Source organism: Paraburkholderia fungorum, assembly GCF_046027215.1.
GTDB classification, from domain to species: domain Bacteria; phylum Pseudomonadota; class Gammaproteobacteria; order Burkholderiales; family Burkholderiaceae; genus Paraburkholderia; species Paraburkholderia fungorum_D.
The window spans coordinates 4015571-4042285 of record NZ_JAQQEN010000001.1; the positions used below are offsets into that span (position 1 = coordinate 4015571).

The 26715-nt window shown below is 63.3% G+C and carries 25 protein-coding genes; 8 read left to right on the forward strand and 17 right to left on the reverse strand.

The genetic code is table 11. The annotated features are described in order from the left end of the window. Nucleotides 1–25: 25 nt before the first annotated feature. The gene (locus PQR27_RS17955; protein WP_408524901.1) at nucleotides 26–1354 is read right to left on the reverse strand and encodes a C4-dicarboxylate transporter DctA; all 1329 of its coding nucleotides are present in this window, start codon (nucleotides 1352–1354) and stop codon (nucleotides 26–28) included. Between the two features lie 228 nt (nucleotides 1355–1582). Between PQR27_RS17955 and PQR27_RS17960 the strand changes: the two genes are divergently transcribed. Continuing rightward, nucleotides 1583–2275 (forward strand): FadR/GntR family transcriptional regulator, encoded by a 693-nt coding sequence (locus tag PQR27_RS17960; RefSeq protein WP_408524902.1) that lies wholly within the window; start codon nucleotides 1583–1585, stop codon nucleotides 2273–2275. A gap of 76 nt (nucleotides 2276–2351) precedes the next feature. On the opposite strand, the gene gap is transcribed toward PQR27_RS17960, so the two are convergent. Together gap and tkt are read right to left on the reverse strand one after the other, a co-directional pair. Beyond that, nucleotides 2352–3362 carry a type I glyceraldehyde-3-phosphate dehydrogenase gene (gene gap / locus PQR27_RS17965; protein ID WP_035548635.1) on the reverse strand — a complete coding sequence of 337 codons (1011 nt, stop codon included), beginning with the start codon at nucleotides 3360–3362 and terminating at the stop codon, nucleotides 2352–2354. A 96-nt stretch (nucleotides 3363–3458) separates the two neighbouring features. Next, complete coding sequence (tkt, locus tag PQR27_RS17970) at nucleotides 3459–5480, reverse strand: transketolase (protein WP_408524903.1); 2022 nt, start codon at nucleotides 5478–5480, stop codon at nucleotides 3459–3461. Between the two features lie 290 nt (nucleotides 5481–5770). On the opposite strand from tkt, the gene speE reads away from it, so the two are divergent. The 3 genes from speE to PQR27_RS17985 all read left to right on the forward strand — a co-directional run bounded on the left by speE (nucleotide 5771) and on the right by PQR27_RS17985 (nucleotide 7945). Further along, a complete protein-coding gene (speE, locus tag PQR27_RS17975; RefSeq protein WP_408524904.1) occupies nucleotides 5771–6655 on the forward strand; it encodes a polyamine aminopropyltransferase in 885 nt (294 codons plus the stop codon). Nucleotides 6656–6771: 116 nt separating this feature from the next. Further along, on the forward strand, nucleotides 6772–7185 hold the full coding sequence (locus PQR27_RS17980) for a VOC family protein (protein WP_408524905.1): 414 nt from the start codon (nucleotides 6772–6774) through the stop codon (nucleotides 7183–7185). A gap of 19 nt (nucleotides 7186–7204) precedes the next feature. Further along, complete coding sequence (locus PQR27_RS17985) at nucleotides 7205–7945, forward strand: 16S rRNA (uracil(1498)-N(3))-methyltransferase (RefSeq protein WP_408524906.1); 741 nt, start codon at nucleotides 7205–7207, stop codon at nucleotides 7943–7945. Nucleotides 7946–8104: 159 nt separating this feature from the next. Here PQR27_RS17985 and PQR27_RS17990 read toward each other — a convergent pair whose 3' ends face one another. From PQR27_RS17990 to PQR27_RS18000, 3 genes are all read right to left on the reverse strand, one after another. Further along, nucleotides 8105–8665 (reverse strand): barstar family protein, encoded by a 561-nt coding sequence (locus PQR27_RS17990; protein ID WP_408524907.1) that lies wholly within the window; start codon nucleotides 8663–8665, stop codon nucleotides 8105–8107. A 16-nt stretch (nucleotides 8666–8681) separates the two neighbouring features. Further along, on the reverse strand, nucleotides 8682–9095 hold the full coding sequence (locus tag PQR27_RS17995) for a ribonuclease (protein WP_408524908.1): 414 nt from the start codon (nucleotides 9093–9095) through the stop codon (nucleotides 8682–8684). 476 nt (nucleotides 9096–9571) lie between these two features. Continuing rightward, nucleotides 9572–11911: an NADP-dependent malic enzyme gene (locus PQR27_RS18000; RefSeq protein WP_408524909.1), complete on the reverse strand. Its 2340-nt coding sequence runs from the start codon at nucleotides 11909–11911 to the stop codon at nucleotides 9572–9574. Between the two features lie 207 nt (nucleotides 11912–12118). Here PQR27_RS18000 and thiL point away from each other — a divergent pair, with 207 nt between their 5' ends. The 4 genes from thiL (at nucleotide 12119) to PQR27_RS18020 (ending at nucleotide 14841) form a co-directional block, all read left to right on the forward strand. After that, nucleotides 12119–13117 carry a thiamine-phosphate kinase gene (gene thiL, locus PQR27_RS18005; protein ID WP_408524910.1) on the forward strand — a complete coding sequence of 333 codons (999 nt, stop codon included), beginning with the start codon at nucleotides 12119–12121 and terminating at the stop codon, nucleotides 13115–13117. Continuing rightward, nucleotides 13107–13664 (forward strand): phosphatidylglycerophosphatase A family protein, encoded by a 558-nt coding sequence (locus PQR27_RS18010; protein WP_408524911.1) that lies wholly within the window; start codon nucleotides 13107–13109, stop codon nucleotides 13662–13664. The genes thiL and PQR27_RS18010 overlap by 11 nt, the downstream gene beginning before the upstream one ends. Before the next feature lie 122 nt (nucleotides 13665–13786). Next, nucleotides 13787–14287 (forward strand): CinA family protein, encoded by a 501-nt coding sequence (locus PQR27_RS18015; protein ID WP_408524912.1) that lies wholly within the window; start codon nucleotides 13787–13789, stop codon nucleotides 14285–14287. A gap of 41 nt (nucleotides 14288–14328) precedes the next feature. Then, nucleotides 14329–14841: a cupin domain-containing protein gene (locus PQR27_RS18020; protein WP_408524913.1), complete on the forward strand. Its 513-nt coding sequence runs from the start codon at nucleotides 14329–14331 to the stop codon at nucleotides 14839–14841. A 66-nt stretch (nucleotides 14842–14907) separates the two neighbouring features. Here the strand turns inward: PQR27_RS18020 and pyrF are convergent, their stop codons facing one another. The 11 genes from pyrF to PQR27_RS18075 all read right to left on the reverse strand — a co-directional run bounded on the left by pyrF (nucleotide 14908) and on the right by PQR27_RS18075 (nucleotide 26297). Beyond that, nucleotides 14908–15723 carry an orotidine-5'-phosphate decarboxylase gene (gene pyrF, locus PQR27_RS18025; RefSeq protein WP_408524914.1) on the reverse strand — a complete coding sequence of 272 codons (816 nt, stop codon included), beginning with the start codon at nucleotides 15721–15723 and terminating at the stop codon, nucleotides 14908–14910. A gap of 99 nt (nucleotides 15724–15822) precedes the next feature. Further along, on the reverse strand, nucleotides 15823–16875 hold the full coding sequence (locus PQR27_RS18030; protein ID WP_408524915.1) for an aldose 1-epimerase: 1053 nt from the start codon (nucleotides 16873–16875) through the stop codon (nucleotides 15823–15825). Nucleotides 16876–17057: 182 nt separating this feature from the next. Beyond that, entirely contained in the window at nucleotides 17058–17972 is a 915-nt protein-coding gene (locus tag PQR27_RS18035) for an SMP-30/gluconolactonase/LRE family protein (RefSeq protein WP_408524916.1), read from the reverse strand. Next, the gene (locus tag PQR27_RS18040; RefSeq protein ID WP_408524917.1) at nucleotides 17969–18769 is read right to left on the reverse strand and encodes an SDR family NAD(P)-dependent oxidoreductase; all 801 of its coding nucleotides are present in this window, start codon (nucleotides 18767–18769) and stop codon (nucleotides 17969–17971) included. The genes PQR27_RS18035 and PQR27_RS18040 overlap by 4 nt, the downstream gene beginning before the upstream one ends. 51 nt (nucleotides 18770–18820) lie before the next feature. Beyond that, nucleotides 18821–19837, reverse strand: a complete 1017-nt coding sequence (gene araH / locus PQR27_RS18045; RefSeq protein ID WP_408524918.1) for an L-arabinose ABC transporter permease AraH — start codon at nucleotides 19835–19837, stop codon at nucleotides 18821–18823. Between the two features lie 54 nt (nucleotides 19838–19891). After that, nucleotides 19892–21430 carry an L-arabinose ABC transporter ATP-binding protein AraG gene (gene araG, locus PQR27_RS18050; RefSeq protein WP_408524919.1) on the reverse strand — a complete coding sequence of 513 codons (1539 nt, stop codon included), beginning with the start codon at nucleotides 21428–21430 and terminating at the stop codon, nucleotides 19892–19894. Nucleotides 21431–21600: 170 nt separating this feature from the next. Further along, nucleotides 21601–22599 carry an arabinose ABC transporter substrate-binding protein gene (locus PQR27_RS18055; protein ID WP_408524920.1) on the reverse strand — a complete coding sequence of 333 codons (999 nt, stop codon included), beginning with the start codon at nucleotides 22597–22599 and terminating at the stop codon, nucleotides 21601–21603. 145 nt (nucleotides 22600–22744) lie between these two features. Beyond that, nucleotides 22745–23521 (reverse strand): SDR family oxidoreductase, encoded by a 777-nt coding sequence (locus PQR27_RS18060; protein ID WP_408524921.1) that lies wholly within the window; start codon nucleotides 23519–23521, stop codon nucleotides 22745–22747. Further along, on the reverse strand, nucleotides 23518–24198 hold the full coding sequence (locus tag PQR27_RS18065) for a 2-dehydro-3-deoxy-6-phosphogalactonate aldolase (RefSeq protein ID WP_408524922.1): 681 nt from the start codon (nucleotides 24196–24198) through the stop codon (nucleotides 23518–23520). The genes PQR27_RS18060 and PQR27_RS18065 overlap by 4 nt, the downstream gene beginning before the upstream one ends. Before the next feature lie 36 nt (nucleotides 24199–24234). Continuing rightward, nucleotides 24235–25326, reverse strand: a complete 1092-nt coding sequence (locus PQR27_RS18070) for a 2-dehydro-3-deoxygalactonokinase (protein ID WP_408524923.1) — start codon at nucleotides 25324–25326, stop codon at nucleotides 24235–24237. After that, nucleotides 25323–26297, reverse strand: coding sequence for an IclR family transcriptional regulator (locus PQR27_RS18075; protein ID WP_408524924.1), 975 nt, complete (start codon nucleotides 26295–26297; stop codon nucleotides 25323–25325). The genes PQR27_RS18070 and PQR27_RS18075 overlap by 4 nt, the downstream gene beginning before the upstream one ends. Nucleotides 26298–26715: the final 418 nt, after the last annotated feature.

Consider the following 26715-nt stretch of genomic DNA (forward strand, 5'->3'; position numbering starts at 1 on the left):
GCGCGCCGTGTGGGCGCGGACAGAATCAGACGGCCGGGGCGTGTTCGCCTGCGGTGAGCTCAATACCGGTGTTTTCCCCGGCCGGCACGTAGCGCAGCGCGGCGTCGAGGTTCAACACGCGATGAGCGCGCGCCCGGTCGATATCGTTCTCCCACACGGCCACCACGACCGTTGCGACGCAATTGCCGATCAGGTTGGTCAGCGCCCGGGCAATGCCGACGAACCAGTCGACCGGCAGGATCAGCACGAGACCGAGCACGGGAATCGCCGGAATCGCGGACAGCGTCGCGGCCAGGATCACGATCGCCGAACCGGGAATGCCGTGCGCGCCCTTCGAGGTCACCAGCGACACCAGCACCACCACGATCAGGTCGTGTATCGACAACGGCGTGTTGGTGGCCTGCGCGATGAAGATCACCGCAAGTGTCAGATAGATGGAGAAGCCGTCGAGATTGAACGAATAGCCGGTCGGAATCACGAGACCGACGGTCGAATCCTTGACGCCCATCCATTCGAGCTTGCGCATGATCTGCGGCAGCACCGCATCGGACGAGGCCGTGCCGAGCACGATCGACAGTTCCTCACGCAGATAGCGGATCAGTTTGAAGATGCTGAAGCCCGCCAGACGCATCACGATGCCCAGCACGAGCGCCACGAACACGAAGCAGCTCGCGTAGAACACCAGCACCAGCATGCCCAGTTGCTTGAGCGACTCGACGCCGTAGGTGCCGGTGGTGAACGCAATCGCGCCGAGCACGCCGAGTGGCGCGAGCTTGATGATGAAGCCCATCACGCGGAAAAACACCTGCGAGAGTTCGTCGATCAGGCTGCTTACGCGCTGCGCCTTATTGCCGAGCAGCGACAGCGCCGAGCCGAACAGCACCGAGAACACGAGGATCTGCAGGATGTCGCCGGTTGCGAACGCGTTGATCGCCGTGTCGGGAATGATCTTCAGCAGGAAGCCGGCCGTGTCCTTCAGGCTCTTCGCGTGTTCGGTGTAGGTCGCGAGCGATGCGGGATCCAGCGAGTGCAGATCGATGTTCATGCCGACACCCGGCCGCGTGGCGTAGGCCAGTATCGCGCCAATGACGAGCGCGATGGTTGTCATCACCTCGAAGTAAACCACCGCTTTCAGGCCGACTCGGCCGACCTTGCGCAGATCGCCGGCATGCGCCATGCCGCTCACGACCACGCAGAAGACGATCGGACCGATCACCATCTTGATCAGCTTGAGGAAACCGTCGCCGAGTGGCCGCAACGATTGGGCGAAATGCGGGAACAGCGCGCCGACGACGATACCCGCCACCAGCGCGATAACAACCCGGCCAAACAGTGAATTGAAGAATTTCAACACGGCTTCCTCCTGGTTACGATTCACATCTGTTCAGACTGGTCCGACCAGTGCTGTTATGGTGAATAGTAGGAAGCCGATATACTGGCGTCAAGGATTCCAGCCACGGTGTTTACCCGCTCGTTTTGCGCCGTTTCAGGGCCGGATTACCCACTTCGATCAGGCATCCGCACGAGCGCTCAGAACGCGTATTACAATACTGGTCAGACCGCGCCCCTCAAGTGAGACACGATGAAAAACGTCCCGCACACCGTCACTGATGCCGCCATCGCGACGATCCGCGAACGGATCGAGGCTGGCGTTTATCCGGTGGGCAGTCTGCTGCCGGCGCAACGTCAGCTGTCCGAAGAACTGGCGATCAGCCGCGCGTCGTTGCGCGAGGCGCTGTCCACGCTTGAAGCGCTCGGCCTGCTGATGATTCGCCCCGGCAAGGGCGTCTACGTGGAAAGCGCGCAGGCCGTGGCCGCGCAATCGTGGCGGTTTGCGGCGCAGTCGTCGCTGCCGGACACTTATCAGATGCGTTTCGCGCTTGAGGGCTTTATCGCGCGAATGGCGGCGCTGGCCGTGAGCGAAGCCGACCTCGCCTGGTTCGAAGGCAACATCGCGGCGATGCAGGAAGCACTCGCTTGCGACGAGCTCGACGAAGCGGCCCGCCTCGACTATGACTTTCACATGCGGATCGTAAGCATTGCCGGCAACGCGGCGATTGAATCGATTCTGAGCAGCAGCGCGGAAATCATGAAGGAAAGCCAGCGGCTGCCCTTCTACCGGCGCGAACTGGTGCTGTCCACGTACAACGAGCACCGCGCGATTCTGGACGCGCTCACGGCGCGCGACTCCGTCGCGGCTGGCAAGTCGATCGAAACCCATATCTCGAACGCCGCGCAGCGCGCCGGCGTGTATTTCCCGACGCCACAGGCGTAAAAAAGCCGCTCCGAAGAGCGGCTTTTTTTGGGCCCTGCCAGCCAGACAGGCTGCAGGGCGCAGCGAAGCAGACTGCTTACTTCGCGTTGGCCAGCGCCACAGCCGTGTCCAGCATGCGGTTCGAGAAGCCCCACTCGTTGTCGTACCAGCTCGACACCTTCACCAGACGGCCCGACACCTTGGTCAGCGTAGCGTCGAACGTCGACGAAGCCGGGTTGTGGTTGAAGTCGATCGAAACCAGCGGCGCTTCGTTGTAGCCGAGGATACCCTTCAGCGAGCCTTCCGACGCTTCCTTCATGATCGCGTTGACTTCTTCAACCGTCGTGTCGCGCGCGGCGATGAACGACAGGTCGACAACCGACACGTTGATGGTCGGGACGCGGATGGCGTAGCCGTCCAGCTTGCCGTTCAGTTCCGGCAGCACCAGGCCGACCGCCGACGCAGCGCCGGTCTTGGTCGGGATCTGGCTGTGCGTGGCCGAGCGCGCGCGGCGCAGATCTTCGTGGTACACGTCCGTCAGAACCTGGTCGTTCGTGTACGCGTGGATCGTGGTCATCAAACCGTTCACGAGGCCGATCTTGTCGTTCAGCGGCTTGACCAGCGGTGCGAGGCAGTTGGTCGTGCACGATGCGTTCGAGATCACCGTATCCGATGCCTTCAGCACATGGTGGTTCACGCCGTAGACGATCGTTGCGTCGACGTCCTTACCGCCCGGCGCCGAGATGATCACCTTCTTTGCGCCGCCCTTGATGTGCGCGCTCGCCTTTTCCTTGGTTGTGAAAAAGCCCGTGCATTCCAGCACGACGTCGACGTTCAGCTCGCCCCACGGCAGTTCTGCCGGGTTGCGGTTAGCCAGCACACGGATCTTGTCGCCGTTGACAACCAGATAGTCGCCGTCCACCGACACTTCGCCCGGGAACTTGCCGTGCGCCGTGTCGTATTGCGTCAGGTGAGCGTTGGTCTTGGCATCGCCGAGATCGTTGATGGCGACGATTTCGATATCGTGCTTCTTGCCGTTTTCATAGAAGGCGCGCAGCGTGTTGCGGCCGATCCGGCCGTAGCCGTTGATTGCGACGCGAATCGTCATGGTCTATCTCCTGATGGCTGAAAAAAATACGTCCAGGTTCGTCTGACTGGCAGCGTTGCCGCGCGTTCGCACGCCTGCGACAACGCTTGCCTGTGATCAGCCGAGTGCGGCTTTAGCCGTCTCTACCACGTGCTCGACGGTGAAGCCAAAATGCTTGAACAGCACGCCTGCCGGGGCTGATTCGCCGAACGTGTCGATTCCGACCACGCCGCCTTCCAGACCCACATACTTGCGCCAGAAATCGGTGACGCCCGCTTCGATCGCGACGCGGCGCACGCCATGCGGCAGCACGCGTTCACGGTAATCCGCGTCCTGCCTGTCGAACACGGTGGTGGACGGCATCGACACGACGCGTGCCGCGATGCCCTCACGCGCCAACGGTTCGACCGCCTTCAACGCCAGTTCGATTTCCGAACCCGTGGCGATCAGGATGATCTTGCGCGCGACGATCTCGTCGTTCCAGTCGCGCAGCACATAACCGCCCTTGTCGATGTTGGCGATCTGCGCGTCGGTGCGCTCCGAGAACGGCAGGTTCTGGCGGCTGAAGATCAGGCACGACGGGCCATGGTGCTCGACCGCGTGGGTCCAGGCCACCGCGGTTTCGACCGTATCGGCCGGGCGCCACACTTGCAGATTCGGGATCAGCCGCAGGCTCGCGACGTGTTCGATCGACTGGTGAGTCGGGCCGTCTTCGCCGAGGCCGATCGAGTCGTGCGTGAACACGAAGATCGACGGCGCTTTCATCAGCGCGGCGACGCGCAATGCGTTGCGGCTGTAGTCCGAGAACGTCAGGAACGTGCCGCCGAATGCCTTGAAGCCGCCATGCAGCGCGAGGCCGTTGATGGCGGCGCTCATGCCGAACTCGCGCACGCCGTAGTTCACGTAGTTGCCGGCTGCCTTGCCTTCAGCGTTCACACGCACCGGCTTGGCGGCCTTCCAGTTGGTCAGGTTCGAACCGGTCAGATCGGCGGAACCGCCGAGCAGTTCAGGCAGTACAGCCGACAAACCTTCAATTGCCTGTTGCGACGCCTTGCGCGTAGCAACCGTTTCCGCACGTTCGTTGGCGCCGGCGATGATGGCCTGGGCCTTTTCCTTCCAGTCCGCGGGCAGTTGCTTCGCGTTGCGGCGCGTGAATTCAGCGGCTTCCTGCGGGTATTTGGCTGCGTAAGCTGCGAATGCCTTGTCCCAGTCGGATTCGTTGCGTGCGCCGGCTTCCTTCGCGTCCCATGACGCGTAGACTTCCTGCGGGATCACGAACGGCTCCCACTTCCAGCCGATCGCTTCACGCGTGGCCGCGATTTCCTTGTCGCCGAGCGGCGAGCCGTGCGAATCGTGACTGCCGGACTTGGTCGGCGCGCCTTCGCCGATCACCGTCTTGCAGCAGATCAGCGTGGGCTTGTCAGACAGCTTGGCTTGCTTGATCGCGGCGTCCACCGCGTCGACGTCATGGCCGACCACGTTCGGGATCACGTTCCAGCCGTACGCTTCGAAGCGCTTCGGCGTGTTGTCGTGGAACCAGTGGACCACTTCGCCGTCGATCGAGATGCCGTTGTCGTCGTAGAACGCGATCAGCTTGTTCAGCTTCAGCACGCCCGCGAGCGAGCAGGCTTCGTGCGAGATGCCTTCCATCAGGCAGCCGTCGCCGACGAACACATACGTGTGGTGGTCGACGATCTTCGCGTCAGGCTTGTTGAATTCGGTGGCGAGCAACGACTCGGCGAGCGCCATGCCGACGGCGTTGGCGAGACCCTGGCCGAGCGGGCCCGTGGTGGTTTCAACGCCCGCCGTGATGCCGTATTCCGGGTGGCCCGGCGTTTTGGAGTGCATTTGACGGAAGTTCTTCAGCTCTTCCATCGGCAGATCGTAGCCGGTCAGATGCAGCAGCGAGTACAGCAGCATCGAGCCGTGGCCGTTCGACAGAACGAAACGGTCGCGATCGGCCCATTGCGGGTTCTTCGGGTTGTGGCGCAGATGGCGCGACCACAACGCCACGCCGATTTCGGCCATGCCCATCGGCATGCCGGGGTGGCCGGAGTTCGCTTTTTGAACGGCATCCATGGACAACGCGCGGATTGCGTTGGCCATCAGGGAGGTGGGTGCGGGAGACGGGGTCGTCATGTCGAGTCCGGAGACAGAGTCAGAAGGCGGTACGCGCCTAAGGCCCGGATGCTCGAATGCCAATCCGCTTCGGCGCACGATGCGGCGCCTGTAGACGCGAAACGGGCAGAGCAAACGGACAAGGCTGAAAGCGTGACATTCTAACAGAACGTTAGCCGCCTCCCGCGCGACACGCCTGCTCGGTGCCCCCTTGTCGCCTTGGCTCGCGTGAGAGCCGAAGCCGCGCGCCGCCTGGGCCTTTACAATTGCGCAACACCCACCCACCGCGCTCCGCACGGAGCCCGCCACCTGTGAGCGCTCCCCTGCTGTTCCAGCCGAGTCCCAACGCCACCTACGGATTTCCGAACGCGCGCCGGCTCGCAAGCGTCGTCTCGCCCTATCAGCACATCGAGGTATGGGACACGCCGCAGCTTGGCCGGCTCTTCACGCTCGACGGCCGCCCGATGACCGCCACTGGCGACGAGTTCATCTATCACGAATGCATGGTGCACCCGGCCGCGCTGACGCATCCCGGGCCGGCGGCCGCGCTCGTGCTGGGTGGCGGCGACGGCGGCGCCGCCCGGCAGTTGCTGAAGCACCCAGGTATCGAGCGGATCGTGGTGGCGGAGCTCGATGCCGAGGTCGTGCGCCTGACACGCGAGCATCTGGCGGAGGTGCATGGTGGTGCTTTCGACAATCCACGCGTCGAACTGGTGATCGGCGACGCCGCGCATTACGTGGCGCATCTCATCGATACCGCATCGCCCGCGCGGTTCGATCTGGTCATCTTCGACCTGACGCCGCCAGACTCGCCGGCGGCTGGCCTGTACACGCCGGACTTTTACGCCCAACTTAAACAGGTGATGAGCCCGTCCGCGACACTTACCGTGCATCTTGGCTCGCCGTATTTTCATGCTGAACGCATCGCCGGCCTGCTCGACGATTTGCACGGCGCGTTCGCGATCGTGCGCACCATGAACACCTTCATCCCGCTGTACGGCTCCCTCTGGATGATGGCAGCCGCGAGCGACGCCCTCGACCCCGCCGCGCTCACCACCGAAAACGTCGCCCACCGCCTCACCGCCCGCGGAATCGACTCGCTAAAACACTACGACGCACCCACGCACGCCGCACTGTTCTCGGCATCTCAGTCCGTGCGCGATAAACTAAGTCAATTCTTAAAGCCAGCAAGATAACGCAGGGGCAAAATGCGCGGTTCAGTCGGCGCGCGCGTTTCGGAGAGTCCGGTGCGCCCGCTGTTCGCCTGGCCCGTAGCATGCGTCCCGCAAACCCAATAGATCCGGAGAAACCCATGACCGCCTCCCGCCCAGCCGGTGTGCCCTGGTTGACCCCCTATCTGACGGTGCGCGACGCGCGTGCCACAACCGCATTCTTCGAGGCCGCGTTCGGCTTTGAGGTACGCGACAGCGTCCAGGATGACGGTGTTGTCATGCATGTCGAGATGACCTATCAAGGCCAGTTGATCGTGATGTTCGCGCCGGAAGGCGCGTTCGGCTCGGCGGCGAAAACTCCGAAAAGCGCGGGCGCGATTGCGCCGCAATCGTTCTATGTCTATGTCGACGATGTCGACGCGGTTTACACGCGGGCGCTCGCCGCCGGCGCAAAATCGCTGAGCGAGCCACAAGATCAATTCTGGGGCGACCGGTTTGCCCAGGTCGAAGATCTGGACGGCTACCGTTGGGCGCTCGCTCGCCACCTTTCGTGAACTAATGAGTATTTTTCTGATGCCTCGCTTCTTCGTCGGTACGCCTCTCAAGCCCGACGACATCATGCCGCTTCCGGATGACGTCACGCGTCACATCCTCGTGCTGCGTTTGCAGCCGGGCGATTCAATCGTGCTTTTCAACGGCGAAGGCGGCGAATACAGCGCCGAACTCGTCGAAGTCGAGCGCCGCTCGGCCAAGGTAAGAATTCACGAATTCCGCCATATCGAGGTTGAACCGCCCTACCATCTCACGCTCGCCCAAGGCATTGCCGGCGGTGACAAGATGGACTGGCTGATCGAGAAGGCGGTGGAGTTAGGCGCCTCGTGTTTCGTGCCGCTCACCACCACGCGCAGCGTGGTGCGTCTTTCCGGCGAGCGCGCGCAACGGCGGCATGTTCACTGGCAAGGCATCGTGCGCGCGTCGTGCGAACAGTGCGGGCGCAACCGCCTGCCCGAAGTCGCGCCGGTGCGCGAGATCGCCACCTGGCTCGGCGCTCTGCCCCGCGCGCCCGAGGAAGGCGAGCTACGAATTTTGCTGTCGCCGCGCGCCAGCATCAGCTTTTCAGCGCTGCCGTCCACGCCGCCGTTCGGCCGCGTGACCGTGCTGGTCGGCCCGGAAGGCGGCTTTTCCGCTACGGAAGAAGCGGCTGCAACCGACCACGGCTTTACCGCCGTCGGCCTCGGACCGCGCGTGCTGCGAACCGAAACCGCGGGGATCGCGGTCCTTTCGGCGCTGGCAGCGCGTTGGGGCGGCTGGTAACTGACAACGGGGTCGCGGCGTGACACACCACTGGCATCCCGAACGGTGACACTGCGCACACGGCGCGAAATCTCACGCCAATCCGAACGCCAAAAGCAAAGGCCCGCCAATGAGCGGGCCTTTCTGTTTTCACTGCGACAAGCAGCGTTCAGGCAAATTTCAGGCAAACGAGTAAAACACCCGGAACGCGACCTTGCGCTCGGCCCAGAACTCGGCAGCTTCGCGGAACACGTCCAGCAGGGTTTCACGCCCTTCCTTGTCGAATTTTTGCGCGACCGGCAACTGGTCGAGCACGATCACGAAGCCGGGCTGCGTGCCGGCTTTCTGGACCAGATCGGTCAGGCAATCGTACAGCGCATCGTAATTTTTACCGAAATGTTTCGGAAACAGGAATGACGTTGCGATCGTCTCAAGCACCTCCTGCTTGGACTGCGCATTCGCGCAGTACGCATACAGAAAATGCTGGCCAAGTTGACTGGCTTCGTCAGCTAGATCCTGCACGCGAAATGCGCGGATCGACTGTACGATGTTCGGTCGTACGGTCTTGAAAAGACTCATGGGCTCCTCGTTCGAAGAAAGCATAGTGCTGGCTTCGCTCTGGTTTTCGTGGCCCTGCCCGCCGGCGCGCATCTGCATGACGCGTTGGAACAAATTGCCGTCGCCGGCCGCGAAAAGATCCGTCGCGACTCCGGAGTCGTGCGCGTAGACGTTGTCGCTCATGCCGTTCATCCCGATGTCATTCAACAATACGATTAAAACTGGTGTAGTGGTCGTCCGAGTAGTAACAGTTGTCGGTTCGCTTCAGCGGACCTCCGCAGACGATGCGACGCGCCCCGCGATTACGTGAGCGAGGCGTTGGAACGGTGTATTCGTGGTAATAACCGCGCCGATGCGGCGGCAGCAACCGTTCGCGATTGCCGAATACGATGCCGTCCTTCTCATACGGGTAAGGCCCGCCTGCGGCAATCAAGTTCAATGTATTGACCGCTTCGCGTGGCAACTGCGCCAACGCAACAGTGCCCTGCACCTGTGCGTCTGTACCGGCGGGTGCCGTGGAGTCGCGCGCAAACGCGCCAGGCACGGAGCCGGATAAAGCGCAGAGCGTCAAAGCACCGATCAGCACGCCATTGCGCAGCCACTTGCGTGCCATGAATCAAGGTTCCCCGCTGTTAGATCACGAGTTTGACGACCATGAAAGTCGTAAGGGTATCGCTAAAGCCCCCCGGAATCAACGTTCGCTCAGCAGGCGAAAGCCTTCAATCACGCCGTAAAGGGCTACCGAAAAGGTTTTGACGACTTTTGACAGAAAATTTAGCTTACACAAGCTAAACTTAGCTTAATGAAGCAAGCGCGGCCGAATAAATGGTCGGTTGCGGCCCGGGCTGAGCCGGGATGAAGCGTTGGGTGGTACTTCAGTCCGCACGCGGCGGGAAGATCATTGCCGCCCCATCATTCCTTGCGGTGTGCCCCGTCTGCTGCCTGCTGCAGTCTCTCGGAGGCGGAATGGTTTTACTCAGCCTCTTTTTTGGGTGGCTATCCCCTGTTCACCCAAAGGCGTGCCCATTGCGGGCACGCCTTTTTTTTTCGCGGCGCCTCATCAGCCAAGGCATCGTCTGCTTGCCCGAATTAACGGGCAGCGATCACATCCGCCACCAGCAGCGCCGTCATGTTGACGATACGGCGCACCGTCGCCGATGGCGTCAGCACATGAACCGGCTTGGCCGCGCCCAGCAGCATCGGCCCGATCGCGATGTTGTTGCCCGCGGCGGTCTTCAGCAGGTTGTACGAAATGTTGGCTGCGTCGATATTCGGCAGCACCAGCAGGTTTGCATCGCCTTCCAGCGTCGATTCAGGCAGCACTTCACGGCGCAGATTCGCGTCCAGCGCCACGTCACCGTGCATTTCGCCGTCCACCTGCAGGTCCGGCGCGCGCTCCTGCAGGATAGCCAGCGTATCGCGCATCTTCTGCGCGGTCGGCGCATTGCTCGTGCCGAAGTTCGAATGTGAAAGCAATGCGACCTTCGGCTCGATACCAAAGCGACGCACTTCCTCAGCGGCCATGATGGTGATCTCGGCCAGTTGTTCCGGCGTCGGGTCCACGTTCACGTGTGTGTCGACCAGGAAAATCTGCCGGTTCGGCAGCACCAGTGCATTCATCGCGGCGTAGACCTTCGCGCCTTCCTTCTTGCCGATCACCTGGTCGATAAAGTGCAGGTGACGATGCGTGGTGGAGACTGTGCCGCAGATCATGCCGTCGGCCTCGCCCCGCTTCACCAGCATCGCGCCGATCAGCGTGGTGCGGCGTCGCATTTCGAGCTTGGCCATCTGCTGGCTGATGCCTTTGCGCGCCATCATGTGGTGATATTCCCGCCAGAAGTCGCGGAAGCGCTCGTCGTGATCGGTATTGACCACCGTGTAGTCCTGACCCGCGATCAGCCGCAGACCGTAGCGCGCGATACGCTCCTCGATCACCGCCGGACGGCCAATCAGGATCGGCTTGGCCAGCTTTTCGTCGACGATGATCTGCATGGCGCGCAACACGCGCTCTTCTTCGCCCTCCGCGAACACGATGCGCTTCTTGTCCGGCTCGACGCTGCGCGCCACCTGGAAGATCGGCTTCATCGTCGTGCCGCTGTGATACACGAACTGCTGCAGATGCTGTTCGTACGCTTCCATGTCCTCGATCGGACGCTCGGCGACGCCGCAATCCATCGCGGCCTTCGCCACCGCCGGCGCGACCTTGACGATCAGGCGCGGATCGAACGGCTTCGGAATCAGGTATTCCGGCCCGAACGACAGGTCCTGAATGCCATACGCCGTCGCGACAATGTCGCTCTGCTCCTGGCGGGCCAGTTCGGCGATCGCGTTGACCGCGGCGATTTCCATTTCACGCGTGACCGTTGTCGCGCCCGCATCCAGCGCGCCGCGGAACAGGAACGGGAACACCAGAACGTTGTTCACCTGGTTCGGGTAGTCGGTGCGGCCCGTGCAGAGCACGGCATCCGGACGCACTTCCAGCGCCAGTTCCGGCAGAATTTCTGGCGTCGGATTGGCCAGCGCCAGAATCAGCGGCTTATCCGCCATCTGCCTGACCATTTCCTGCTTGAGCACGCCGCCAGCCGAGAGGCCGAGGAAAATGTCCGCACCGCCAATTGCTTCGGCGAGCGTGCGGGCTTCGGTTTCGCGTGCGAAGCGTTCCTTGTCCGGGTCCATCAACTCGACACGACCCTTGTAGACCACGCCGGCCAGATCGGTGACGGTGATGTTTTCGAGCGGCAAGCCAATGTCGACCAGCAGATCCAGACAGGCCAGCGCCGCCGCGCCCGCGCCGGACGAGACCAGCCTGACCTCCTTGATGTCTTTGCCGACCACCTTCAAACCGTTGGTAATCGCCGCCGCGACGACGATGGCGGTGCCGTGCTGGTCGTCGTGGAACACCGGAATCTTCATGCGCTTACGGCATTCGCGCTCGACGATAAAGCAGTCCGGCGCCTTGATGTCTTCGAGGTTGATCCCGCCGAAGGTCGGCTCCAGCGCGGCGATCACGTCGACCAGCCTGTGCGGATCGGACTCGTTCAGCTCGATATCGAACACGTCGATGCCGGCGAACTTCTTGAACAGGACGGCCTTGCCCTCCATGACCGGCTTCGACGCGAGCGGGCCGATGTTGCCCAGACCCAGCACCGCGGTGCCGTTCGTGACGACGCCGACGAGATTGCTGCGCGCGGTGAAACGCGCGGCGTTCAGCGGATTCTCGACGATTTCCTCGCACGCGAACGCGACGCCCGGCGAGTACGCCAGCGCGAGGTCGCGCTGGTTGATCATCTGCTTGGTCGGCGCGATGGCGATCTTCCCGGGGGTCGGGAACTCGTGATAATCGAGAGCGGCTTCGCGGAGTTTGCTATTGGCGGGAGTCGACATAAGGCGGGCTTCGAAGGGCGGATTAGAATAGATGTTCGACGGCATTGTAGCCCCAATTGCCGGCCCAATTCCTTCAATACGGGTACAACTGCCGCGACTGAAACATAGCGAAAGGTTGATGCAGCATGCTTCAGGTCGATCGGCGGTTAAACCGGCGTTGAGCACGGATCAAGTGTTTACCCGTCGCCCTCTCCGTACAATGCGCGCAGTTAGCGGCTTTTCGCGGCACTTATCCGATAACCCATCACCACCATGCTCTCCGAGTTTTCGCTGATCGACCGTTTTTTCGCGCGCCGCGCTGCGGCCGGGCCGTCCAACGCCGCTGACGGCACACTCGGTATCGGCGACGATTGCGCGCTGCTGGCGCCGCGCGCCGGCGAAATGCTGGCGATATCGACGGACATGCTGGTTGAAGGCCGCCACTTCTTCGCCGATGTCGATCCGCAAGCGCTCGGCCACAAGGCGCTCGCCGTGAACCTGTCGGACCTCGCCGCCATGGGCGCGAAGCCGCAGGCCTTCACGCTGGCGTTCTCCTTGCCGCAGGCAGATGAAGCCTGGCTTGCCGCATTCAGCGAGGGACTCTTTGCGCTCGCGGAGCGCTTTGGCTGCGCGTTGATCGGCGGCGATACGACCGGCGGCCCGCTCAATCTGTGTATCACGGTATTCGGCAGCGTCCCGCCGCGCATGGCGCTGCGCCGTGACGCCGCGCAAGCGGGCGACGACATCTGGATTTCCGGCACGCTCGGCGACGCACGCGCGGGGCTCGGCGTGCAGCGCGGCGAGTGGTCCGCCGATGCCAGCGACATTGCGACATTTCGCCGCGCGCTCGAGCGTCCGGAGCCGCGCATCGCACTCGGTCTCGCGCTGCGCGGCGTCGCCCACGCGGCGCTCGACCTCTCCGACGGACTCGCCGGCGACCTGCTGCACATCCTCGAGCGCTCCAGCCTGGGCGCAACGGTCGATGCCGACGCCGTGCCGCGCTCCGCCGCGCTCCGCCACCTATCGACCGATATTCAGCGACGCTGCACACTGGCCGGCGGCGACGATTACGAACTGTGCTTCACGGCGCCGGCCGCGGCGCGCGCGGCGGTTGAAAAGGCCGCTCACGAGGTGGACGTGGCCGTCACACGCATCGGTACAATAAGCGCACTTCAATCGGCGGCTGACCGCCCGGCGATTCGCTGGCAAGATGCCGCCGGCGCGCCGCTCACTTTGACGTTGCAAGGCTTCGATCACTTCCATGCAGACTGATCCCCCGCTCGGCTCCGCCGACGATCTCATCGGCGCCCCGCCGCCCAAAGCACCGCGCCCTCAGCCGCGCCGCGCTACGGCGCGCTTCATGCTGTCGCATCCGCTGCACCTTCTGTCGCTTGGCTTCGGCAGCGGTTTGTCGCCGGTTGCGCCGGGCACGATCGGCACGCTGTTCGCGTGGGCGTCGTTCGCCGTGTTGAGCCGTTACCTGACCGTAATCGAATGGGGCCTGCTGATTGCCGCTGGGTTTGTCGGCGGCATCGCGATTTGCGGCTTCACCGCGAAAAAGCTCGGCACCGAGGATCCGTCGCCGGTCGTGTGGGATGAAATCATCGCGTTCTGGCTGGTGCTGCTGATGGTCACGCCCGTTACGCTGACCGGGCAGCTCTGGGCGTTCATCGTGTTCCGCTTCTTCGATATGGTGAAACCGCCGCCAATCGGCTATTTCGATCGTCGACTGAAAGGTGGCTTTGGCATCATGTTCGATGACCTGGTCGCCGCGTTTTTTACGCTGCTCGTCATCGCCCTCTGGCGCATGTCGGTTTGATCGAGCCACGCTGGCCGAGCCACGTTGGCCGCGCCACGCTGGCCGGGCCACGCTGGCCGGCCACGCTGGCTTGACCACATCGGCCATCACCCGTCAGCAGTCCCCTGTTCCGGATTTACGCCATGCCTACCGATTCCGTGGTTCATCAGCTCGCGATTCGCGTGAGCAACCGCCTACGCGACGAACGCCTGATGCTCGTGACCGCCGAATCCTGCACGGGCGGCATGGTCGCCACGGCGATCACCGATATTTCCGGCAGTAGCGGCTGGTTCGAGCGCGGCTTCGTCACCTATTCGAATCAGGCGAAGTGCGAAATGATCGGCGTGCCGGCCGAGCTGATCGACAAGCACGGCGCCGTCAGCGAGCAGGTGGCCCGCGCAATGGCCGAGGGCGCGCTGCGCAACAGCCGCGCGCAGGTCTCGCTATCGATCACCGGCGTGGCCGGCCCCGGCGGCGGCACCGAAACCAAGCCGGTCGGCATGGTGTCGTTCGGCTGGAGCAACCGGCTGCACACCTCGGTGGAAACGAAAGTGTTCAAGGGCGACCGCGAAAAGATCCGCGTGCAGGCCGCCGCGCACGCATTGCGCGGCGTGCTGGCCTTGCTCGACGAGCGCGAGCATTGACTTGCGGCGCATCACCCGCACTACCCTCATTCCCCATCAAGATGCCCGCCTCGCACCCAGCCAAAGACGCGTTGATCCGCCGCTTCGATCTGAAGCCGCATCCGGAAGGCGGGTTCTTTAGCGAGACCTATCGGTCCGAGGCGCGGGTCGCGCGTGCGAGCGATTCAGGCGAAACGCGCTCGGCGTCCACCGCGATCTATTACCTGCTGTGCGACGGCGCGCATTCGGCATGGCATCGGATCAGGTCCGACGAAGTCTGGCACTTCTATGCAGGCGAGCCGCTACTGGTTCACGTGCTGGACGAAACAGGCGGGCTGGTGACCCATCGGTTGGGCAACACGCTGACGCATCCGGATGCCGTATTTCAGGCGGTCGTACCAGCGGGTTTGTGGTTTGCCGCGGAATGCGCCGACCCGGCAGGCCTCGCGCTAGCCGGCTGTACGGTTGCGCCGGGCTTCGAATTCAGTGAGTTCGAGCTGGCGGATGTCCACGCATTGCAGGCGCGACATCCGCAGCATGCGGCGTTGATTGCACGGTTGGGACCGGCTACCTGATCAGCCGGAGCGCTCCAGCCGCCTGCAGCCAATCACGGCGCTGTCACTCGTAACGACAGCATTGTCTTACCGGAACGCGTTGATCCGGTCGCGCGTCTCCCTCGCGGCCTGGGCGGCGGCAGCGGCGAAATCGTCGCCCTTGCCGGCGTAGATGATCGCCCGCGACGAATTGATCAGCATCCCTGTGCCGTTGGCCGTCCGGCCTGCGTTCACGGTCGCCTCTACATCGCCGCCTTGCGCGCCAATGCCCGGAATCAGCAGCGGCATGTCGCCGACAATCCCCCGCACCACTTCGATTTCCTTCGGGAAAGTCGCACCGACCACGAGAGCCAGTTGCCCACTCGCGTTCCACTTCCCGGCTGCGAGCTGCGCGACGACCTGATACAGCGGACGCCCGCCCGTCTCCAGAAACTGCAGATCCGAACCGCCCGGGTTCGAGGTCCGGCACAACACGATCACGCCCTTACCCGCATGTTCCAGATACGGTTCGATCGAATCGAAACCCATATACGGATTCACCGTCACGGCATCCGCCTGATAGCGCTCGAATGCCTCGCGCGCGTACTGTTCGGCGGTGCTGCCAATGTCGCCGCGCTTCGCATCCAGAATCACCGGCAGACCCGGATGGTTGGCGTGAATGTGCGCGATCAGCTGTTCAAGCTGGTCTTCCGCGCGATGAGCGGCGAAGTACGCGATCTGCGGCTTGAACGACGAGGCATACGGCGCAGTGGCGTCGACGATGCCCCGGCAGAACTCGAAAATCGCCTCGGGACGGCCCGCGAGCGCGCCGGGGAATTTGCTGGGCTCGGGATCGAGGCCGACGCACAGCAGCGAATTCGTGCGCTGCCAGGCGTCGTTGAGTGTCTGGATGAAGTTGGACATGGTGAGTCTCGCGGCGAGCCGATAACGGAAGAGGCGCGTATTTTACCCGTCCTGCGCGGCATGCCGCGCCCACGCATCGTGCGCTGCCGCGGTGCTCGCTTATTGCCGCCGCCGTGCACCGCGCGCGCTGGGCATTGACCGCAGGCCAGTTCGCTCGACGGTGAAACGGAACGTGCGCGTAAGGCGCTCACCGCGCGCGAGCATCGTCATGCCGTTTTCACACGCGCCGCCAGCCAGATTCATCGCGTTGATCGGATGATCGACCGGCTCGAAACAGAAGAAATCTTCGCCAGGTGGTGTGTACAGCACGTAGTAATCCGAATCCGCCGCAATGTTCAGCGACAGGCGCCGCTTGGGCCACACCACTGCTGCCTGGCCGCTCCAGCCCGTGAACGCATGATTGACGATGGTTTCGGGCAGCGGATACGCCACGCCGAATTGCCAGGCAGGCGGCGCCTGGACGTGACGCACGGGCAACCAGTCGTCGCCGGATAGCCACAGGCCGCCGGCGGCCGCGGAGAGTTCGGTATCGGCGTCGCGCACGAAGAACGGATGGATGCCCAGTCCGAACGGCAACGATTCCCGGCCGACGTTCTCGATGTCCAGCGTAATGACGAGTGTGGGGCCGTCCAGCGTGTAGGTTTGGGTCGCGCGGAATGCGTACGGTTTGCCGTCGCGGCGATCGAGCGTCAGGCGCACGCTTTCGCGATCCGACCCGGCGACCTGCCAGGCGGACAGCCAGCCGTCGCCGTGGATCGGCAAGGGTTCGTCGTCGCGATTGCGCGGCACCTCGACGCGCTTTCCCGCCACGCTGAAATGACCGCCGCCGATCCGGTTCGAGTACGGCAGCAGCGGATAACAGGCCAATTGGTTCGGTTGGGTATCGGCCGCGACGTGGCGGCAGCGCCGGAAAATCGGCGTGAGCGCGCCGTCGTTGCGCCAGTCAAAACGGGTGACACCGCCGCCGAGCGTCGGCGCGACGTCGAGGCGCAAGTGCGCGTTAGCGAGCGTAATGCAGGCCACATCGCCGCCGCTCGCGTCACCCACCGCGACCGCCGACGTGCTGGGCCCAGGAAGCACCGGATTGGCCGCCGCGTTCAGTCGCGCACGTCGGCTTTGAGAAGGGGCGGAAACAAGATTCGCAACAGTCATATCTGGCTCCATCGAGAGGCGTGGGACGTTGCCGCCATTGCTGACGGATACTATCGGGCGACTTTTTGAACCGGTCGCCTCTGGGTCCGAACTGCATGCTGCCGATTTGCTGCCACATCAAAACTGGTTCACGATCAGATTCACATCAACCGTCTGCGCCGAAGCGGCAGCGTCATTCTGCGCTAAGCGGGCGCGCCGTGGAACACCGGCTCGGGCAAACCTCGCCGGCCAGGCGTCGCGACGAACACGCCGCCTGCACGAATATCGCCGGCGAGCGCAGCGGCATCGAGACCGACGCGCGCGCTCGTAATGTACAGCGTGCCCAGTTGCGCGCCGCCGAGCGCGACACAGCTTGGCTGCGCGGTCGGCACCTCGACGCGTTCGGTTTCCACGCCATCGGGGCCATACCGCACCACTCGCCTGCCGCCCCATTGGGCGTTCCACAAGCCACCGTCGCGGTCGACTGTCGAGCCGTCGGGCTCGCCTGTTGCGTCCGTGAGCGTGGTGAAGAGGCGATCGTTGGCGATGCTGCCGTCCGCGCGATAGTCGCACGCGCGGATCTCGCGGGTCGGCGAGTCGCAGTAGTACATCGTCGCGCCGTCCGGACTGAAGGCGATGCTGTTCGAGATCGCCGGCGCAGGCAATGGCAGACGTTCCAGCGAAAGATCGTGATTCAGTCGATAAAAGCCGCCGATCGCGCTCAGCGGCGCGCCTTCGTCTTTGGTGCCGAATACGAAACGCCCTTGCCGATCGCAGCGGCCGTCGTTGACGCGCGTGTTCAAACCCGGCTCGACATCGACGATGCGCTGCGTTTCGCCGGTTGCGATATCGAAGAACGCGAGATGTGTGGCAAGGCCGAGCAACAACACATGCGGATCGGCGCATAGCGCAAAAGTGGCCAGCCGCTCGGGCATGCGCCAGAACGTGCTGCGGCCGTCGCTCGGGTCATAACGCCACAAACGCGCGCCTTCAATATCGGTCCAGTAAAAGCGGCCGGTTTTCGCGCACCATGTCGCGCCCTCGCCGAGCGTGCATTTCGCGTCGATCAGCAAGGCCGCGCGGTGTGCACGCAAACCGGCGCGCGCCGCCGTGCTCACGCCCAGCCTCCGTCGACGATGATGTCCTGCGCGGTGATCATTTTGCTATCGTCGGCGGCGAGGAACAGCGCCATGCGCGCGAGGTCGGCGGGTTGCAGCTCGGCGTCGATGCACTGCCCTTCCTTGATCGACCGGCGGCCGGCGTCGTCGAGCCACAGGCGCTTCTGCTTGTCCGTCATTACCCAGCCCGGCACCAGCGTATTGACGCGGATATTGAAATGGCCGAGGTCACGCGCGAGACCGCGCGTCAAACCCTGCACCGCCGACTTCGACATCACATACACGGGGTAGCCGCCGTTCTTCAGCATCCAGCTGATCGAACCGAGATTGATGATCGACCCCGCGCCGGCCGCTTTCATGTCCTCCATCACCGCTTGCGCCGCAAAAAACTGGTGACGGATATTCACGGCGATACCTGCGTCGAAAAACTCGGGCGTCACTTCACCGACCGTGTGACGCTTGTCGTTCGCCGCGTTGTTCACCAGCACCTGGATCGGACCGAGCGCCGCCTTCACGTCGGCGATGGCTTTTTGCAGCGCATCGATATCGGTGAGATCGCATGTCAAAAACAGCGGTTTGTGCTTCGAATCGCCGAGTTCATCAGCAAGCGCTTCACCCGCTGTCGCATCGATATCGAAGAACGCGACGCGTGCGCCTTGCGCCGCGAAATGCTCGACGAACGATGCGCCGATGCCGGTCGCGCCGCCCGTGATCAGCACCGTTCGGTCGACAAGGCTCGGATAGCGGGCGAACGCGTTATCCGCGAGACGATCGTTTGCATTGGCCGGAGACGACATCGTTCGATTCCTTCTGTAGCAAAGTGGGTGAGTCGCGCATCAAGCGCGGGTTTAGTCGCGCGAGCCGCGGTTCTTCAACTGGTCGAGCAGCACGGCCGCAAGCAGGATCGCGCCGCGCACGAGGTACTGATAGAACGCGTCGATGTTCATCAGGTTCATCACGTTCTCGACCGTACCCATGATCAGCACGCCGATCACCACGCCGGAAATCGTCGCGCGGCCGCCGAGCAGCGACACACCGCCCAGCACGCACGCCGAAATCACGTTCAGCTCAAAGCCTTCCGCTGCATTCGGCTGACCCGACGTGATCCGCGAAGCCAGAATCACACCGGCCAATGCGGTCACCGCGCCCTGGATCAGGAAGATATAAACGCGGGTACGTTCGACATTGATACCGGCCAGACGCGACGCCTCCGGATTGCCACCAATGGCGAGCGTATTGCGCCCATACACCGTCTGGTTGAGCATCACGCCGAACACGATGAAGCATAGCAGCGTGACCCAGATCGGCAGCGACACGCCGAAGAAGCTCAGGCCGCCCAGCGCGATAAACGTGTCCGACGAGACACCCACCGCCTGACCGTGCGACACGATAAAGCCGAAGCCACGGACAATTTCCATCGTCGCCAGCGTCGTAATCAGCGCATTGATGCGCAGATACGCAATCACCGCGCCGTTGACGAAGCCGATCGCCGCGCCCGCGAAAACTGCCGCGACGATCGCGATAAACGTGTTACCGGTCGCGTTGAGCACCATCGCGCACAGCACGCCCGCGAAAGCGACTATCGAACCCACCGACAAGTCGAAATCGCGCGAGGCGAGACAGAACATCATCGTGCACGAGACCATGCCGATCTGCGAGATCGACAACGCGAGACCGAGCATGTTTTCGATCGAGAAGAAGTGATCGACGGTCAGCGACATCGTGATGAACATGACAACGAAGATCACGATCAGGCTGTACTCGGTGATCTGCTGCCACCACTTCTGCTTGTCGTTGCCTTGCGGAATCAGCGCTTCGGCGGCGCTCTTGGCGGCCTGTTGCGCGAGGTTTTCTCTGGCTTGCATTTTGAAGACTCCTCCCGTTCCCCACGGGTTGCCGGACTTTCGTCCAAATAATGTTCAGGCCGCCTGCTGGGTGGCGCTGGCGGTGGTGGGCAACGCAGTCGAGCTTTGCGGCAACGCGAGGCTCAAGACCGCTTGTTCCGACGCATCCTTGCGCGACAATTCACCGGAAATCCGCCCCTGGCGCATCACGACGATCCGGTCGGACACGCCGAGCACTTCCGGCAATTCCGACGAAATCATCACGATCGCGCAGCCGCGTTCGGCAAGCTGATAGATCACGTTATAGATCTCGTGCTTCGCGCCGACGTCGATACCGCGTGTCGGCTCGTCGAGAATCACCACCTTCAGATCGGGTTCGGCCAGCCAGCGCGACAGAATCGCCTTCTGCTGATTGCCGCCTGACAGAAACCGGATCTTCTGGCGGCGGCTCGGCGTCTTGATCTTCAGCAGCTTGATGAACCGGTCGGCGGTATCCGCTTCCTTCTTGCGGTCGAGAAACATGCCCGCGCGCAGATAGTGGCGGCGGCAACTGATATTGATGTTTTCCGACACCGTCGCCATGGCGACAATGCCCTCTTCCTTACGGTCTTCCGGGCACAGCACGATGCCGTGCCTGATCGCTTCGCCCGCGCTGCGCACCTTGATCGGCTTGCCGTCGAGCTCCAACTCGCCGCCCTTCTTGTGATCGGCGCCGTACACGAGGTGCATCAGTTCGCTGCGGCCCGCGCCCACCAGACCGAAGAAGCCGACAATCTCGCCGCGCCGCACTTCGAAGCTGGCCGGTTGCGTCAGCGCGTGACCTTCGATGGCTTTCGCCGCGAACCGCACTTCGCCAAGCGGACGCGCGGAGTAGTTATAGATATCCGAAATTTCACGCCCGACCATCTCGCTGACGATGGTGTCGCGCGACACGCCTTCGAGCGTGGGATGCGAGGCGATCTTGCGGCCGTCGCGGAAGATCGTGCAGGCGTCGCACAACTCGTAGATCTCGTCCATGCGGTGCGAGATGTAGATCATTGCGCGATTGTCGGCGCGCAGATCGCGCACCAGCTTGAACAGCACCTCAGTCTCGCGATGCGACAGCGAGCTGGTCGGTTCGTCGAGTGCAATCACGCGCGCGTTGCGCAGCAGCGCCTTGCAAATTTCCACCATCTGCCGCTGCGCGATCGAGAGCTTGCGCAACTTCGCGTTCGGATCGAGCGCCACGCCCATCGCTTCGAGCCGTTCGCGCACGAAGCGTTTCGCTTCGCGTTTGTTGACCCAGCCGAGCGAGTTCGGCAACTGGCCAAGCAGCAGGTTTTCCGCGACCGTCAGATCGGGCACGTATTGCAGTTCCTGGTGAATCACCGCGATGCCGGCCGCAATCGACGACGCCGCGCTCGTGAAGCGCACCTCGTTGCCATCGATCATCACGCGACCTGAATCCGGCTGATATTCACCGCCGAGAATCTTCAGCAGGGTCGATTTCCCTGCGCCGTTTTCGCCCATCAGGCCGTGCACCTGGCCGACGTTGACGTCGAAGGACACACCGTCGAGCGCGCGCACGCCTGGAAAGACTTTGCCGATATTGTCAAAACGTAGCGTCGCTGACACTTCGCCTCCTTGCTTCATGTGAACCGTGCGCGCTGTTTCCAGGCTCGAAGCCTGCTGCGGCCAACACGGTCTGTCTCAACTGCCGATCTTGCGTTGCTGCTGCCGGCGCGCCCAATCCCTGGAGAATGACGCACCGGCAGTTCACTTCACTTCACTGCGATAAAGACGGCTTAATTTGCCGCGAGGCCCATCTTCTGGCGCACGTCGGCAACGTTGTCACGCGTGGCCAGCATGCCGGTCGTCAGCGTGAGCATCGGCGGTTCCTTGCCTTGTGTGATCCAGTCGTACATCAGCGTCGCGGTTTCTTCGCCATGGCGCTTCGGGCTGATGATGACCGTGCCGTAGAAGCCCGTCGGCGTCGGCTTCTTGAACTCGTTGAGTGCCGATTCCGAACCGCCGATGCCGATACCGATCATGTTGTCCGCCTTGAAGCCGCGGCCTTCCGCTGCACGCACGGCGCCGAGCACGGCTTCGTCGTTCAGGCCGTAAGCGACCCAGTGCTTGAAGTTCGGATTCTTCGTCAGCGCGATGTTGGCGGCGTTGAACGCGTTTTCCGTGTCAGTCTTCGCTTGCGGCGCGGCGATGATGTTCGCCTTCGGGAAGCCGGCGGCGATCAGTGCATCGGTTGCGCCGCTGGTGCGATCATGCGCGGTCGGCAGCTGTTCGTAGGTCACGTCGATCGCGCCGACGTCCTTCATGTCCCAGCCGCGCTTCTTGATTTCCGCAGCAAGGCCGTCACCGACCTGCTTGCCGATGTTGTACGCCGAGATGCCCATATGCGGCACCGATGCGATCGGCTTGCCCGCGCCGTCGACCAGACGGTCGTCGACCGTCATCATCTTCAGGCCGTCAGCCTTCGCCTTGGCGACGATGCCCGGTCCGAGCTTGACGTCGGGCGTGCAGATCACAAAGCCTTGCGCTTTCTGGGCCGACAGATTGTCGATCGCGCTCATCACCTTCTCGCCGGACGGCGCGCCGATCTTCACCAGCGTAAAGCCCTTTTCCTTGGCCGCGATTTCGGCGAACTTCCACTCGTCCTGGAACCACGGTTCCTCCGGCTGCTTCACGAGGAAGCCGATCTTCACCGGATCGGCGGCTTGCGCGACCGGTGCGTTGAAGAGCACACCCGTCGCCGCTGCTGCCAGCGTGAGGAAAATTCTACGTTTCATGATGCGTGTCTCCTGACTAATTGATAACGAGAAGGTATCGGCCGCGTCTTCTTGTACCGGGTATGACACACGCGGCCAGCGCGTCGTCCGGTGAAACCTGCGCACCACGGCGCATCCTGCGAACTGCAAAACCTGTTGCAAAGACTCAATCGTGATAGAGCGCCGAGCGCCCGCCATCCACCGTGATGCAGCTGGCGTTGATGAACGGCGCTTCGTCCGAGGCGAGGAACACGGCGGTCATTGCCACTTCTTCCGGGCGGCCGATACGCTTCATCGGCTGCAAATCGAGCGTTGCCTGCTGCGCGGCGGCTGGATCGGCTTGTTCGTTCCACCAGTCATGCGTCAATTGCGTTTCGATGTAACCCGGCGCGATGGCATTGACCCGCACGTTGCGCGGTGCGTATTCGATGCCGAGCGCGCGCGTCAAGCCGATTACGCCGTGCTTCGCGACCGGGTACGGAAAACAGCCTGGAATGATCTTGAACGCATGGGTCGACGCGATATTCACGATGCTGCCCGCGCCGCGCTCCACCATGCCCGGCAGCGCCGCGCGGCAACCATTCCACACACCGTCCAGATCGACTGCGAAGCAGCGGCGCCAGTCGTCGTCGGTCATCGTGAGCGGATCGCAGAACACGTTGATGCCGGCGTTGTTCACCAGCACGTCGAGTGCGCCGAACGCGGTTTCGGCCTCGCTCACCGCGTGCTGGACCGAAGCCGACTGCGTGACGTCCGTGTGCACGGCCAGCACGCGCGCGCCGGTTTGCGCCTTGATCTGCGCCGCCGTCTGCTGCGCGGTTTCGATATCCAGTTCCGCCAGCACGACCGCCGCGCCTTCGCGCGCAAACGCGAACGCGATCGCCGCGCCGATGCCGCGTCCGGCGCCGGTGATCAATGCGACCTTGTCGGCGAGCCGCTTCATTTCTTCGAACCTGCCCGGGCGATGCGCAAGCCGTTGATGAACGCCTTGGCGTGCGACGCCGTCACTGCTGCGCTTTGGCCCGGCTGATACAGCGCCGAACCGAGACCGAAACCGTTCGCGCCGGCACTGAGAAACGGCCCCATGTTGTCCGGCGTGATGCCGCCGACCGGCACCAGCGGCACCTGCGCGGCGATCACTGCACGCCACGCCTTCACCACGTGGCAGCCCAATTGCTCGGCGGGGAACATCTTCAGCACGTCAGCGCCGTTTTTCAGCGCGATGAAGGCTTCGTTCGGCGTCGCCACGCCCGGAGCGCACGCGAGACCCTGCGCTTTCGCAGCCGTGACGACATCCGGATCGCTATGCGGCATCACGATCAGTTCGCCGCCCGCCGACTTCACGTCGTTGACAAAGCTCGGATGCAGCACGGTACCCGCACCGACGATCGCATCGGCCGGCAACACCTTGCGGATCGCCGCGATGCTGTCGAACGGCTGCGGCGAATTCAACGGCACTTCGACGATGCGAAAACCGGCTTCGTAGAGCGCCTGGCCGTGGTCGGCTGCATCGGCGGGCGTCACGCCGCGCATGATCGCGATCAGCGGACACACCTCGAACGCCGCGATCAGACCCGCGTGGGGCATGTACGGAGCAGGCAGATTGATGTGAGGTTGCATGTCGGTTCCTTGTTGGGTGGTCGGCAGCGCCGCCGTTTAATTGGCGCGAACCGCGTGAGCGGCCGGCTTGACGAGTCCGGCCTGGGCCGCGACGCGCCACAAGCCGCGCTCGGTGGCGTGCTTGACCAGCTCCGCCTGGGTGCAGCCGAATTGCGCCAGCGCGAGTCGATACCGCTCGCACAGCGCTTCATTGCCGATCAGGCGCAGGGTCTGGCCGGCGAGCGAGTCCTGCTGTTGTGTCAGCACGGCGTCGAGGCCGGCCAGTTCGTGCCCGATCAGCAATCCCGACAGATAGTCCGGTTGCTGTTCGCGCGAAAGTTGTCCGGTGAGGCCGAGTGTGCGCGCGCTGAACACGGTCGCCAGCAAACCCGCCTGACCTTTTTCACGGGCGATGCTGACGCCGTGCAGGAATGATTCGGTATCCGCGCGATCCGGCGTGAGCATCGTGCGGCCGAGGATCGTGTGTTCGCGCAAGGCGGCGAATACTTCGCCCGTCATGAAGGTATGAAAACGTTCGATGCGGCCCGCCTGTACGACGACCCACTTCGCGTGCGTACCGGGCAAGCCGATCAGCGCGTGCTGGCCGCTCTGCTTGCCACCCGGTTTGCCACCGTGTTTGCTGCTGTCCGCCGAGCCTGTGTCCACGCCGAGCGCGCCGAAAATCTGCGTTTCTTCGCCGCGCATCACGTTCGGCAGTTCGCCGCGTTGCAGGACGCCCGGCACGATGTGCAGCGTCACGCCGCACGCTGCCTTCACCCGCACGATACCGGCGACGAGCGCATCGGCATTCGCCGGCGCGTCGATATACGGCGCTTCCATCCAGCCTTGCGCGCTGCCGACCATGCCCGCGGCGATGACCGGCAAGCCCGGCGTCTGGCCGAGCCAGGCAGCGCAGGCGTCGTCGAACGCGGCGTCGAAACCGCCTTGCTCGGCGCTACGCGGCAGATTCATGATGCCGGCCGTCGACGCGCGCGTGTCCAGCACCTTGCCTGCGGCGTCGAACAGATAGGCGCGCAGCGATGTCGTGCCCCAGTCGAGCCCGATCAGCACTGCGTGGCCAAGTTTCGTGTCGACGGCGCCGGCCGCGGCCTGGTTGACTGCCGGCGTGTGGGAGCCCGCTTGCTTCATCGCTTGATCCTGCGGGTTGCCGGTTGCGGGGCGCGCCAACCGAGTTCTTCCGAGATCAGGCGCGCTTCACGCTGCACGACCGGAATCAGCTCATCCATGCGTTCGAGCGGCATATAAGGAATCGTGCTCGCAACCGATAGCGCCGCCACCACCGCACCGGAGGCATCGCGCACCGGGGCCGCGACGCAACGGATCGACGCTTCGTTTTCTTCGAGGTCGAAGGTGTAGCCGCCGGCTGCGTAGTTGGTCATGCGCTGCATGAAGGTCTGCGCATCCGGGCGGTTGTCCGGCTTGAAACTGACGGCGGCGAGCGCGCGCCGCGATGCGTCGAACAGCGACTGCCAGACGTTGGGCGTGAGGTCGAGCATCATGGCTTTGCCGATACCCGTCGATGCGAGCGGCATCCGGTGACCGACGCGCGAGCGCATTTCCAGACCGCGGGTGCCGGGAATCTTGTCGATGTACAGTACGTCGTCGCCGTCGCGCACGCCGAGGTGGATCGTATCGAGCGTCTGCTCAGCCAGCGCTTCGAGGTGCGGGCGGGCCACCGCGGTGAGCGGCATCTGTTCGAGCGCGATGGTGCCGAGTTCGATCAGCTTGGGGCCGAGCAGATAGCCGCCTTGCACCTGACGCAGATAGCGCGCCTGGACGAGGCTGCTTACCAGCCGATGCGTGGTGCTGCGGGTCGTGCCGAGCGCGGCGCCGAAGGTACGCAGATCGCGCACGCCGGCCGCGGCCGCTTCCAGAATGGCCAGACCGCGCAACAGCGTTTGCGTGCCGGCTTGTTGCGGCGTGATGTCCAGCAGCGTGCTGGGCAGCGCGATTTCGTTGAGCACGCCGTGGGGGGCTGCGGGGTCAGGCGCTTTGGCGGCGCCAGCCGGCGGCGGTACGGCGTTCGGGCGGCGGTCTGCGTGCGGCGCCAGATCGGCTTCGGGCTCGCTTGCGGCGTGAGTGGGCATCGCTTTGTTCATGGCGATTGACTGATCGAGTGGGTTTTTTGCGCTTACCGCGCGGCGCCGGAGAGGCGGCTTTGGAATTGGCTGCTCGCTGGGCGGCAGGCAGGGGGGTGCTGCCTTTGGGCAATAGGCATGATTTGGCTTTGTCTCCGGTTTTTTTGCGTTCGCGATCGGTTCTTTCTTCGCTCGCGGCGCGTGTTGGGATGCATTGTAGGGCGGGTTTTTGGGAAACTCCAATATGTGAGTGTTGGATTCATATAATGGGATTTGGCCTTGCCGGGGGCTTGGTTTTGGCGTTTCTGCCTGCGGGGCGCTTGGATTGGTGATTTGCCTACGGCGTTGGCCTTTTTTTGTATGCCTGCGGTGTTGGCCTTTCCTTGTTCTTATGCCTACGGCGTTGGCCTTTCCTTGTTTTCTTATCGGTTTATTAGCG